General features: G+C 34.0%; 11 protein-coding genes. 3 read left to right on the plus strand and 8 right to left on the minus strand.

Going from position 1 to position 12,248, the window contains the following annotated elements; genetic code table 11:
• Nucleotides 1-149: 149 nt before the first annotated feature.
• A complete protein-coding gene (locus JJQ60_RS01600; protein ID WP_201916200.1) occupies nucleotides 150-1,364 on the plus strand; it encodes an NADH:flavin oxidoreductase/NADH oxidase family protein in 1,215 nt (404 codons plus the stop codon).
• 132 nt (nucleotides 1,365-1,496) lie between these two features.
• Here JJQ60_RS01600 and JJQ60_RS01605 read toward each other — a convergent pair whose 3' ends face one another.
• From JJQ60_RS01605 to JJQ60_RS01635, 7 genes are all read right to left on the minus strand, one after another.
• Entirely contained in the window at nucleotides 1,497-2,612 is a 1,116-nt protein-coding gene (locus JJQ60_RS01605; protein WP_201916201.1) for an inorganic phosphate transporter, read from the minus strand.
• A gap of 154 nt (nucleotides 2,613-2,766) precedes the next feature.
• Nucleotides 2,767-3,735 (minus strand): arsenosugar biosynthesis arsenite methyltransferase ArsM, encoded by a 969-nt coding sequence (gene arsM, locus JJQ60_RS01610; RefSeq protein WP_201916202.1) that lies wholly within the window; start codon nucleotides 3,733-3,735, stop codon nucleotides 2,767-2,769.
• A 99-nt stretch (nucleotides 3,736-3,834) separates the two neighbouring features.
• Nucleotides 3,835-4,647 (minus strand): purine-nucleoside phosphorylase, encoded by an 813-nt coding sequence (locus tag JJQ60_RS01615; RefSeq protein ID WP_201916203.1) that lies wholly within the window; start codon nucleotides 4,645-4,647, stop codon nucleotides 3,835-3,837.
• Nucleotides 4,648-4,655: 8 nt separating this feature from the next.
• The gene (locus JJQ60_RS01620; RefSeq protein ID WP_317193977.1) at nucleotides 4,656-5,240 is read right to left on the minus strand and encodes a TIGR04282 family arsenosugar biosynthesis glycosyltransferase; all 585 of its coding nucleotides are present in this window, start codon (nucleotides 5,238-5,240) and stop codon (nucleotides 4,656-4,658) included.
• 17 nt (nucleotides 5,241-5,257) lie between these two features.
• A complete protein-coding gene (locus JJQ60_RS01625; protein WP_201916205.1) occupies nucleotides 5,258-5,755 on the minus strand; it encodes a rhodanese-like domain-containing protein in 498 nt (165 codons plus the stop codon).
• Entirely contained in the window at nucleotides 5,756-6,823 is a 1,068-nt protein-coding gene (gene arsS, locus JJQ60_RS01630) for an arsenosugar biosynthesis radical SAM (seleno)protein ArsS (RefSeq protein WP_201916206.1), read from the minus strand.
• 104 nt (nucleotides 6,824-6,927) lie between these two features.
• Nucleotides 6,928-7,263, minus strand: coding sequence for an arsenosugar biosynthesis-associated peroxidase-like protein (locus tag JJQ60_RS01635; protein WP_201916207.1), 336 nt, complete (start codon nucleotides 7,261-7,263; stop codon nucleotides 6,928-6,930).
• A 233-nt stretch (nucleotides 7,264-7,496) separates the two neighbouring features.
• On the opposite strand from JJQ60_RS01635, the gene bglX reads away from it, so the two are divergent.
• Both bglX and JJQ60_RS01645 read left to right on the plus strand, forming a co-directional pair.
• Complete coding sequence (gene bglX, locus JJQ60_RS01640; protein WP_262896659.1) at nucleotides 7,497-9,851, plus strand: beta-glucosidase BglX; 2,355 nt, start codon at nucleotides 7,497-7,499, stop codon at nucleotides 9,849-9,851.
• A gap of 168 nt (nucleotides 9,852-10,019) precedes the next feature.
• Nucleotides 10,020-11,057 (plus strand): LacI family DNA-binding transcriptional regulator, encoded by a 1,038-nt coding sequence (locus JJQ60_RS01645; RefSeq protein ID WP_201916208.1) that lies wholly within the window; start codon nucleotides 10,020-10,022, stop codon nucleotides 11,055-11,057.
• Between the two features lie 10 nt (nucleotides 11,058-11,067).
• On the opposite strand, the gene JJQ60_RS01650 is transcribed toward JJQ60_RS01645, so the two are convergent.
• Nucleotides 11,068-12,096, minus strand: coding sequence for a LacI family DNA-binding transcriptional regulator (locus JJQ60_RS01650; protein WP_201916209.1), 1,029 nt, complete (start codon nucleotides 12,094-12,096; stop codon nucleotides 11,068-11,070).
• Nucleotides 12,097-12,248: the final 152 nt, after the last annotated feature.

A 12,248-nucleotide genomic window follows, 5' to 3' on the forward strand; every position in this document is an offset into this window, starting at 1 on the left:
CAACCGATAAAACACAAATTTTATGGTTAAACCGTAGAATTTTTAATCATAATTCATTTCTGATTATTAGGTATTTGATAGGTATAATCGCATTTTTTGATTGTGCAATATGCTAGGATTATGTATCATTGCAATCGAACTATTTGATTATGATTAGTACAGAATTAAAATTACCGTGTGGTGTTAGGTTAAAAAACAGACTGGTTAAGTCTGCTATGACAGAGCGTATTAGCAATAAAAATTTTGAACCTACAAAAGGGCATGAGCGATTATATAAAGATTGGTCTGATACCGGAGCAGGTTTATTAATTACAGGAAATGTAGTTATAGATCATAAGCATTTAGAATCTGCAGGCAACGTCTGTTTTGATGAAACAATGTTGCCAAAGATTAGCTCATGGGCAGAGGCTTCAAAATCAAATGGCAATCAGGTGTGGGTTCAGATTTCACATTCAGGTAGGCAAGCAAATAAGTTTAGTACGAGTCGTCCATTAGCCCCATCTGAGGTGCAATTAAAGAAAATGGGTCTTTTTGGAAAACCAAAGGCTATGACCGAAGAAGATATTCAGGAAGTGATTAAGGGTTTTGTACGTACAGCTAAACTTGCTAAAGAAGGTGGTTTTACGGGGGTGCAAATTCATGCGGCACATGGATATTTGTTAAGTCAGTTTTTATCTCCAAACACTAATTTAAGAACGGACCAATGGGGTGGAAATATAGAAAACCGTAGTCGTTTATTGCTAACAATTATTAAAGAAGTAAGAAAAGAAGTTGGGCCAGAGTTTCCTATTGCAGTAAAGTTAAATTCTGCCGATTTTCAACGAGGCGGATTTACAGAAGAAGAATCATTGGAGGTTGTAAAGATGTTGGATAAAGAAAGTATAGACTTGCTGGAAATTTCAGGAGGAACATATGAAAAACTGGCTTTCTTTATTATGAATGAGGAAGGAGCAGAGATAAAAGAAAGCACCAAAAGAAGAGAGGCTTATTTCATTGATTTTGCAAAGAAAATAAGAACAATAAGTAAGATGCCTTTAATGATAACAGGTGGTTTCAGGTCTTATGATTTTTGTAATGAAGTTTTAGAGAACGGCGAGGTAGATCTTATAGGAATGGGGCGCCCTTTTATAACGAACAAAGATGATATTTCCGCATTTTTGAAAGGTGAAGTTCCAAATTTGGAGAACCTTGTATTACGAACCGGAATAAAGCAATTTGAAGATTCTGCTGAAGGAGGTTTTTACGCTAGACAATTAATTCGTTTTTCTAAAGGAAAGAAACTAAAAGTTAATATGAGTCCATTATGGTGTTCAATGTTTTTAGTGATCTATGAATTTAGAAAGGCAATGGCCAAGAAATTTTAGAAACCATCTTTTATTCATTTGTTAAATCCTGAATTTAAAAAATCACCTCTTAAAAACGATATGTTATTTATTCTGATAGCTGCTCAAGGTGCTTACTAATTAAAAGCGTCTCAAATTTATTTCGATAACCTGCTATGCTATATTTTTAAGTAATAGAAATAATAGCATGCTAATAATAGCCGCAATAGGCAATGTAAGTACCCAGGACAATAATATCTTAGAAATCATTTTAGGGTTTGCTTTTTTAGTAACGGTTCCAATTCCAAAAATAGAACCTACGGATACATGTGTGGTTGAAACTGGTAAACCGTGAATACTTGCCGTGGTCACTAATAAACCTGTGATCATGTTTGCTGTAAATCCTTGTCCAGAGTTCATAGGAGTTATTTTCTTACTGATTATAACCCCTACTTTTTTGGCATTCATAAGTCCTCCTAATGCCATAGTAATGGCAACGGCGATCATTCCCCATTGTATATCCAGTGTATTAATGATTAGTAATAACCCTACAATTTTTGGTGTATCATTAAGGCCTCTGGCAAAACTAACTATCCCAGCACTTAGAAAATGTAAGTTGTCTAATATTTTCTGAGAAGAAATGCCAAATAGTTTTCCACCATATGTTTCAACTATAGCAGGTTTTATTGATGTGGATACCTTGGTCGTGGTATTTGCAGTCATTGTATGTGCAGAAACAGTTAACGAATCTACCTTCTGTTCTTCTTTAATATAAATACCGCTATTTTTAGTGATCTTCAGTTTTTTCCTGATATATCTAAATATTATATAGGCTATTAAACTTAGTACGGCAGCCATTAACGGACTTACAATAAGCGGTATTAAAAATGTTTTACCAAGTTTTATGAAGTTAAATTCGGTACCAATAGCCATAACTCCTGCTCCAAAAAGTGAACCAACCAAACTATGGGTTGTAGATATTGGCATACCAACTCTTGTTGCAATAAAGACCGTTATTGCAGCTCCCAGAGCAATCGAGATGGCAAAAACCGGCATTGCAATTAACTCGTTTGGGACTAATCCTTTTCCTGAGAAATTTTTAACCAACTCTTCGGCTAAAAAGATAGCAGCAATAGAACCAGAAAATGTTGTTATGGTTGCCCAGTGTATTGCTTTTTTATAATCGGTGGTACCACTTCCGAAAAGAGTAGCGACACCTTTAAAATTATCATTCGCGCCATTACTATAGGCCAAAAAACAAGCAGCAATAAAAAGAAGAACCAAAATCATAAGTTTATTGAAATTAAAATACTTATGATTTGACGTTTTATATGAGTTTGCCTTACAGAATAGTTGAATTATGATATGCTGAAGTAAAAAAGTCGAAAACAAAATACTGTTTTCGACTTTGGGGATATTATAGTTAGTTAGTAAGTAATTGTTTTTAACAACAGCCTCCACCATCATAATGATAGGTCGATTCGCTAATAAATATATCATCCCTTCCTAAATCAGCTAATGCACCGGCAGTTTTATCACAAACTGCAATAGGTTGATTTTTCAGTAAAACATGCCCTTTTTTATCATCAAAATAATCTTCGTCACCAAAATAAATAGCCGCTTTACCAGTAAAAATACATGGACCATCTTTTGGCATAGGGTCTTTAATAGCTGCAACTTCGATAGATTCAATATAGATTAACTCATCGGTATCATAATTCTTTGGATCAAGAATTCGGTATGGTTTGCGCGCTCTAATTTCAATAGTACCAAAACCGACATCGGTTAATGCTTTTACATATTCTGCAATAGGTAAACTACCACTAAGACATAAAGCTCTTAAACGTTCATCATTTCGCAGATTGTCATTCATTGGCTGCTCACATGTTGGATCACTCATTACTAATCTACCATGTGGTTTTAGCACTCGGTACATTTCTTCAATCGCTTTTCTTAAATCATCAGCTTTAAAAATATTGAAAAGGCAGTTTTGAGCGGCGACATCTATACTATTGTCGTCAACAGGAAGATGTAATGCATCTCCATATCGTAAATCAACAAAATCACTCTTAAACCAATCATTTTGAGCCTCTGCTTCTTTAAAATTTTTACGAGAGGCATCCAACATTTCTTGTACCACATCAATACCAATAACACCATTTTTTTGGCGAGAGAAATAAGAGAATTGCAATAATTCCATTCCTCCACCAACGCCAACGTACAAAATTTTAGGATTATTCGTTAAATCTCTGGCATTTACCGTGCTACCACATCCATAGTTCATTTCCTGCATAATTTTAGGAATTTTGAGACCTGGTAGTTCCCATATTGGATTCGTAGTACAGCATAAACCTACATCTGGAGTTAATGCTGCTTCTTTATACACATCGTGAGTAGTATCTAAATAGCTCATAAATTGATTTTAATCTTTCCTTTAAAGTGGAAATATAAGGTATTATTGGGTTATAAATAGTATAGTCGAGAAGTAAAGGGATACCTTTCAAAATTTGTTTTAAAGGAATTGTATAACTTCTTTGAATAGCGTAATCATATCGGGCTCAGCTTTTCCGGCCAGAGCAATAATCTCGTCTATGTCTATTGGTTTTAAGTTGTCAGGATCACATTCGTCTGTAAGAACGGATACTGCCGCTACCGGAAGATCAAGATGGTTGGCTACAATAACTTCGGGTACTGTGCTCATCCCAACGGCATCTGCACCAATAGTTTTGAGATAACGATATTCTGCTCTGGTTTCTAATTGAGGTCCTAATACCGAGGCATAGACCCCTTTGTGCAGATTAATACTTTTTTCTTTAGCTATAGTTTCAAGTTTTTCATTAATACTTTGATCATAAGGAGCACTCATATCTGTAAAACGAGTACCTAATTGCTCTACACCTTTAAAAGCTAACGGAGAACCTCCTTGAAGATTAATATGATCATCGATAAGCATTAGTTCGCCCTTTTTGAAGTTTAAATTTACTGCTCCTGATGCATTAGAAACCAATAATGTTTTGATTCCGAGTTTATGCATGATTCGCACGGGATAGGTAACATCTTGTAGAGAGTATCCTTCATATAGATGAAAACGTCCTTGCATCACTACAACAGTTTTGCCTTCAAGTTTTCCGTAAATTAGTTTTCCTTTATGAAACTCCACAGTTGCTGTCGGAAAATTAGGGATATGATTATAACTTATTTCTTTGATGATCTCAATTTCGCTAATTAATTGCCCTAATCCGGTACCAAGTATAATTCCTATTTCTGGATTTTCAAATCCTTTTTCCTGAAGGAATTCTGTTGTTTCTTCAATGTATTTGATCATGTTGTTTGTTATCTTAAAAATTTTTGAAAAGCATCGATGTCTTTGATGTCTTCATAATAATCAACATCATTGCGCTCTTCTAATAGTTTAACATTGTTGTTTTGCAAATCTTTTAATGTATCCTGAAGCACTGTTTCTGTACCCCAGTTTTTACGCTTAAAAACTTGTGAATTTAAGGATTTCATTCCAAATAAGTAATATCCTCCATCTTCAGCCGGACCTATCACATAGTCTTGAGATTCTAAAGCGGTAAAAGCATGTTCTATATCTTTTTGTTCCAAATCATACATATCACTACCAATAATAATAATATTTTGATATCCTTTAGAAAATCCCTCTGTAAATGCATGTTCCATACGCAAACCTAAATCATCTCCATATTGCTGTTTTTTATCATATAGATTGGGATCCCATATATCATTTTCTCTTACTTTGATAGAGTAATGAACCTCTTTAGATACAGTAAGATTTTTGGTAATTGCCACTGTATGATCTAATAAGAACTTATAAATATCTAATGCAGCCTGATCTCCAATTGAGGCAGCAAGGCGTGTTTTGCATTTACCCAATTCTGGATTTCGGGTAAATATCATGAGTAATTTTCTTTGCTTCAATTTGAATATACTTTTTTTCCCTTTTGTAACCATTTTGCCCATTGCTTAGAGCATGCATGAACATTTTCGGTGATTTCTCCTTTCGAATTTACAACAGTATAGTTTTTATTTTTCCATTCAAAAATACCGCCATAAAGATTATAAACATTTATGTAACCTGCCTTTTTAAGTTTTTCAGAAATATCTTCAGATCGAACACCTAGGCTGCAGTAAACTACAATGGTATCACTTTTTGGAATATTATGTTTGTTGATAGATTTTATTTTAAAATGAGTATAGCCTACAAATTTTGCATTTTTGATGTGACTTACTTCATATTCGTTTTTTTCTCTGGCGTCAAGAAGAACAACATTATTTTCTACGTTTTTCAATTCATCAACATATATATAAGGAATACTCTCATTATTATATTGTTTCAATACTTCATCAAGTGAGTTTTGTGCAATACTATAATGAGCAACGAGTAGAAATATGTATACTATTTTGAATTTCATTTATGCCACGGTTCCCTGACAGCTGCTTCCTGCACCGGCAGTACAGCCATAGCAATGCTGTGAGATCACTATATTTCTATTTTGAAGTAATTCTTCGTTATATTCGCTTATATGTTTCACTTTGCTGGCTACTTTAAGACCGAGCATCTGATTAAAATCACAATCATATAACCATCCATCCCAACTTACAGAAATAGTATTGGTGCACATAACATTGGCAACCGCAGAAGGATTATAAGCATCTACTAAGGCGTACATGTAATCTTCGTAATTATCTGAAGCTATTAAATAATCTAAAAATCTACTTATAGGTAAATTTGTGATTGCAAAAAGGTTATGAAACTGAATATTGAAATCTTCGAGTAATGCCTTTTTAAAATCTTTTTCCATGGCAGCTTGATCTCCAGGTAAAAAGGCTCCGGATGGATTATATACCAAATCTAAGCTAAGATCACTATCAGGCATACCATATCCTCTTGCATTAAGTTCTTGTAAAGCTTTGATTGATTTGTCAAAAACACCATCACCACGTTGTTTATCTGTTTTTCCACGGGTCCAGTGTGGCATAGAGGATACTACATGTACATTATGTTTTTTGAAAAAATCCGGAAGATCATAATACTTTTTATTTGCCCTGATAATTGTAAGATTACTTCTAACAATAAAATCTTTGATTCCGGCTTTGCTTGCTTCTTCTACAAACCATCTAAAATTTGGATTCATCTCTGGGGCACCTCCTGTTAAGTCTAAAGTATGTGCTCCTGTTTTTTTAATAACTTCAAGACACTGTTGCATGGTCTCTTTCGTCATAATTTCTTTGCGATCAGGTCCGGCATCAACATGACAATGTTCGCATACCTGATTACACATATAGCCCACATTAATTTGAAGAATTTCGAGTTTATTTGGGCGCAATGGCGAGTGACCAATTTCGGCTATTTTATCTGCAAATTTTGGTAATTCACCATTTGCAAAAATTCCATTATTTAAAATCTCCAACTGCCTATTAGCATCTGCTAATTGGTTATTGCGTTTATGAAGAGATTGTTTTGTTTTAGCTTCAGACATCTTCTGTTCTTAGATTATTTTATGTTTTGGAATATAGTCAAAACGAATTATTTGTCTTTATTAACAAACAATAAGGAGCTTTAGCAAATGACTAAAGAGTTTCCTTACATTTCCAATTTATTCACCTTATTCATCATCATAACTCCGTGCACTAATGTAGCGCCACTTTTGATTGCAGCTCCTACATGAACAGCTTCCATCATTTCTTCTTTGGTTACTCCTCTTTGTAAAGAGTCTTTTGTATAGGCATCTATACAATAAGGACATTGTTCGGTATGTGCAACCGCCAAAGCAATTAAAGATTTTTCACGGGCGGTTAATGCACCTTCTTCAAATACTTTTCCATAATAATCAAAGAATTTTGTGCCTAATTCTTCACTCCATTCGGTGATTTTTCCAAATTTTCTTAGATCGGCAGGGTCATAATATGTTTTTGACATGTTTCTGTATTTTTTTTTTAGTTACAGACATACTTATATATGTCGAGATTAAGGTATCAATACTTACACTAAAAACTATTTTCATTACTTAAAAATGGATTTGAGTTTTTAATATCTAGGTGAAATATAAGACAAAGTACAATTATTGAGATTTTTTTATCAATTTTTTATCAATTAAATCACTTGTATTGTACTTTTAGACTGATATATGAAATTTCACAAATCTTCCACATATGAAAACTCAGAAAAATTTTCAGCAAAAACGACGTTTTGGTAAAAATTCGATAATACAAACGCTTGCATTTTTTTGGATTGCATTTTTATTTAATTCGGGGAATTTGTTTCCTCAGAATTCAGTAACTTCTAGTATATCAGGAACTATAAAGAGTGATATGATAGAAAAAAAAATAGATTCTCTCTTGTCTTTGATGACACTTAAAGAGAAAATAGGGCAGCTTGTTTTGTATAGCGGAAGTTGGGATGTTACGGGGCCGCCATCTGATGTAGGAAATAAAGAAAAATATGAGAAACTTAAAAATGGCGAAGTAGGAGCGATGCTTAATGTAGTGTCTGTAGCCGGAACTACAGAGTTGCAAAAGACAGTAATTGAGAATTCTCGTTTAAAAATCCCACTGCTTTTTGGTTATGATGTCATTCATGGTTTTAAAACAATTTTTCCTGTGCCTTTGGCAGAAAGTGCAAGTTGGGATCTTGAGGCAATAAGAAAATCATCTTCTATTGCAGCTAAAGAAGCTACGGCTTCAGGGATTAATTGGGCTTATGGTCCAATGGTTGATATTTCAAGAGATGCACGATGGGGTAGAGTTATGGAAGGTGCAGGAGAAGATCCCTTTTTAGGATCAAAAATAGCAGTAGCAAGGATTCAGGGATTTCAAGGAGACGATCTTTCTAAAAATTCTACCTTAGCCGCATGTGCAAAGCATTTTGCAGCATACGGATTTGCAGAAGGTGGAAGAGATTATAATACAGTTAGTGTAGGTGAGTTTGAACTTCATAACACGATTTTGCCACCATTTAAAGCAGCAGCAAAAGCTGGAGTTGCAACAATGATGAATGCTTTTAATGAAATTGATGGGATACCCGCTACTGGCCATAAAGAACTGCAAAGAGACATTTTAAAAGAATCTTGGGATTGGGATGGGTTTATCGTTTCAGACTGGGCATCAATTGCAGAAATGATACCTCATGGATATGCAAAAGATGAAGTTCATGCCGCCGAACGTGCAATACTAGCTGGTAGTGATATGGATATGGAAGGGAGGGCATACGAAAAAGGATTAGAACAGTTGGTTAAAGAAGGGAAAGTTGATGAGAAATTAATAGAAGATGCCGCTAGACGTATTCTAAGAGTAAAGTATCAATTAGGACTATTTGATGATCCTTATAAGTATTGTGATAAAGAACGCGAAAAAAATGATATTTATACCAAAGAGAATTTAGAGGCTTCTAGAGATGTAGCCAAGAAATCTATTGTGTTGCTTAAGAATGATAATGAGATACTACCTCTTAAAAAAGATATAAAGAGTATTGCTGTTATAGGGGCTTTGGCAAATGATAAAGATTCTCCTATTGGTAGCTGGAGAGGTATGGCTACGGCAAACTCTGCCGTTTCACTTCTAGAAGGCATTAAGGCAGCTGTAAGTAAAACGGTAAAGGTTTCATATGCCAAAGGAGTTAAGATTGGAGTAGGGGAACGAAGTTTTATTAAAGAATTAGACGTAAATCGAGAGGATTTAACAGGGATTTCTGAAGCGGTAAGTATTGCAAAAGAAGCCGAAGTGGTTGTTTTGGCAATAGGAGAAGAAGCTTTTCAATCAGGAGAAGGCAGAAGCCAGGTAAGCATAACACTTACTGCGCCTCAACAAAAACTTTTTGAAGCGGTTTGGGCCGCAAATAAAAATATTGTTGCCGTTTTAATGAATGGCCGTCCTTTGGCAATAAGTAATATAGCAAAAAAAACCCCAGCTATACTTGAAACTTGGCATTTGGGATCAGAATCGGGCAATGCAATTGCTGATGTGTTGTTTGGAGACTATAACCCTTCTGGTAAACTACCGGTTTCATTCCCACGCAATGTTGGCCAAATGCCTCTTTATTACAATATTAAAAATACCGGAAGACCTACTAATAAAAATGACATGGTATTTTGGTCACATTATACTGATGAGCAAAATGAAGCTCTATTCCCATTTGGGTTTGGGTTGAGTTATACTACTTTCGAGTACAAAAACTTAGAATTAGATGTTTCTTCTTTTACATCAGGTGGTGCAATTACAGTTTCGGTCACATTAGCCAATACAGGAAAAAGAAAGGGTAAAGAGGTTGTGCAGTTATATATTAGGGATATTATTGGTAGTATAACCCGTCCTGTAAAAGAGTTAAAAGGTTTTGAGCTTGTAGAACTTGACGCAGGTAAAAGTAAAACAGTGTCGTTTACAATTAATGAAGAAACAATTCAGTTTTATACGGCTAATAAAAAGTGGGAAGCCGAACCAGGACAATTTAAAGTCTTTGTGGGGGGGAGTTCCAAAACTACGCTAGAAGCTGATTTTTCTTTTAAAAAATAAACCTCCTTATATAGGCGATTGCATCTCAATACATGTTGTTTGTCGTTATAAGTATACAAAGTGTAGTCTTAATCGGTCATAGATTCAGAAAAAAGCTTACTTTAGACTCCAAAGAAGTTTTATCAATATTCTTTTAGTCTTAAATATGAAAATGCCAAAATTGAGGTTATGAGGAAAAAAGTTACCCTTAAACAGCTTGCAAAAGAATTGAATTTATCAATCTCTACCGTTTCAAAATCATTAAAAAATGATCCGGAAATTAGTGATAAAACCATTAATAGGGTTCATGAATTGGCTAATTTTTATAATTACAAACCTAATGCATTAGCTGTAAGCTTAAAGAGCAATAAGACTAAAACTATTGGGATTATTTTGCCAGAAATTCTTAATCATTTCTTTGCTAAGGCTTTGTTTGGTATAGAAAAGGAAGCCTCAAAGAGCGGGTACAAAATTGTTACGTGTATTACCAACGAGTCTTATCAGAAAGAAGTAGAATATGTAGAAATGCTAAATTATAGTAGTGTTGATGGTTTTATAGTAGCGTTAAGTCAGGAAACTCAAGTGCTTAATAAATTTGATCATTATCAGGTTTTAAAAAGAGATAATGTACCAGTTGTAATGTTTGATCGTGTTAGTGATGAAATTGATTGTGATAAGGTAATTGTAGATGATAAAGTTGCTTCAAAAAATGCTATTCAGTATCTTATTGATACAGGATGCAAAAAGATTGCAGTGATAACAACAATAAGCGACTTAAGTGTTGCTAAATTGCGTTTAGAAGGTGCTAGAGAAGTTGTTAATGAAAATGACCAGGTTTCCTTAATAGAATTAGCTGTGAAGGATACTATAATAGAATTGTCTGTAGATGATGCTAATAATGTTGAAAAAGAAATAGAAGAGTTTTTAAAGAATAATGATATAGATGCAGTTCTTGGTTTGGATGAAACCGCCGCAGCCATTACTATAAATATGTCTCATAAGTTGGGGTATAAAATTCCGAAGGATATCTCGGTAATTGGATTTACAGATGGTTTATTATCAAAACATTCGTATCCAAAATTAACAACAGTGTCACAACATGCCGAAGAATTAGGAGCTAAAGCTGCTCAAATTTTATTAAATCAATTGGATCATTTTGTTGAAAACTATAAAACAAAAACAGAAGTGGTTAAGACATCTTTAATCCAAAGAGATTCAACCAATTAAATGTATGCAATCAGGTACTATCTCTTAACACTAACTCAGTGTTTAACTTAATTACTTTTTTTAAGTGCGTTTCATTTTGCTCATTAAATTGTTCAATTAATAATTCTGCTGCTTTTTGTCCCATAGCATAAGTTGGTTGGGCTATGCAGGTCATTGATGGAACATAAACCTCTCCTAAACCTAAATCTCCAAAACCAATCACAGAAACTTCTTCAGGGATCTTATAGCCCGATTTTAAAAGAGTTTTCATGGAAAGTAAACCATAATTGTCAGTACAAGTGAAAACGGCATCAGGCTTTATGGGTATATTTTTGAAAAAATTCTGTATTTCGGCATCTTCAAATTCTCGATCAAGAGATTCGCAATGAAGTATTAACTCTTCTCTGATTGGAATATTATATTTTTTCATGGCATCCAAATAGCCTTTGTATCGATCTTGAAAAACCTTTTTTTCTATAATACCACCAATAAATGCAATATTTTTCTTTCCCTTTTTTATTAGAAATTCGACACCATTAAATGAAGCTTTATCATCATCTATCAATACATGATCTGCACCTTGAACTTCTTCTCTGATGTTGTCAAATAACACAACGGGGATTCCTTTTTTAATAACACTTCTAATATGTGCGAACATTTCTGTTTCATGAGTTGGTGATAAAATAATACCATCAACTAAACCACGCTCAAAAGCAATAAGATTATCCCTTTCAAATTCAAACGAGTTTCTGGAAGAACTAATAAGAATTTTATAATTATGCTCCCTGGCATAATCATCAATACCCCTACAAACTTCTATAAAAAATGGTTCATCGTATCTGGGAATAATAACCCCAATAATATTAGTCTTTCCTGAGCTTAGGCTTTTGGCTATTTGGTTAGGCATATATCCCATTGATTGTGCCATTTTAAAAACCTTTTCTCTGGTGCTAATCTTTACCCGGGGGTTTTTGTCTAAAGCTCTTGAGACTGTCGCAATAGAAATGTTGAGCTTTCTGGCGATATCTTCAAGTTTTATCCTTCTTTTTTTTACAGGCATTTACAATTACGTTAAAAAATTATTATTAAAACATCATTTTTGTTAAAAATATAATAATACAAACGTTTGCATTTATTAAAATGGGAGTATTGCTTTATAATTCTATGAATAGTTTAGTAATTTGTAATAGTCATAATTGATTTTTGAACAAT

This window comes from Aquimarina mytili (genome assembly GCF_016735115.1).
Lineage (GTDB): Bacteria > Bacteroidota > Bacteroidia > Flavobacteriales > Flavobacteriaceae > Aquimarina > Aquimarina mytili.

What these genes read in the sequence shown, in the direction of transcription:
- JJQ60_RS01600 (WP_201916200.1), top strand. Translation starts at nt 150, where the DNA reads ATGATTAGTACAGAATTAAAATTACCGTGTGGTGTTAGGTTAAAAAAC.
- JJQ60_RS01605 (WP_201916201.1), bottom strand. Translation starts at nt 2,612, where the DNA reads ATGATTTTGGTTCTTCTTTTTATTGCTGCTTGTTTTTTGGCCTATAGT.
- arsM (WP_201916202.1), bottom strand. Translation starts at nt 3,735, where the DNA reads ATGAGCTATTTAGATACTACTCACGATGTGTATAAAGAAGCAGCATTA.
- JJQ60_RS01615 (WP_201916203.1), bottom strand. Translation starts at nt 4,647, where the DNA reads ATGATCAAATACATTGAAGAAACAACAGAATTCCTTCAGGAAAAAGGA.
- JJQ60_RS01620 (WP_317193977.1), bottom strand. Translation starts at nt 5,240, where the DNA reads ATGATATTTACCCGAAATCCAGAATTGGGTAAATGCAAAACACGCCTT.
- JJQ60_RS01625 (WP_201916205.1), bottom strand. Translation starts at nt 5,755, where the DNA reads ATGAAATTCAAAATAGTATACATATTTCTACTCGTTGCTCATTATAGT.
- arsS (WP_201916206.1), bottom strand. Translation starts at nt 6,823, where the DNA reads ATGTCTGAAGCTAAAACAAAACAATCTCTTCATAAACGCAATAACCAA.
- JJQ60_RS01635 (WP_201916207.1), bottom strand. Translation starts at nt 7,263, where the DNA reads ATGTCAAAAACATATTATGACCCTGCCGATCTAAGAAAATTTGGAAAA.
- bglX (WP_262896659.1), top strand. Translation starts at nt 7,497, where the DNA reads ATGAAAACTCAGAAAAATTTTCAGCAAAAACGACGTTTTGGTAAAAAT.
- JJQ60_RS01645 (WP_201916208.1), top strand. Translation starts at nt 10,020, where the DNA reads ATGAGGAAAAAAGTTACCCTTAAACAGCTTGCAAAAGAATTGAATTTA.
- JJQ60_RS01650 (WP_201916209.1), bottom strand. Translation starts at nt 12,096, where the DNA reads ATGCCTGTAAAAAAAAGAAGGATAAAACTTGAAGATATCGCCAGAAAG.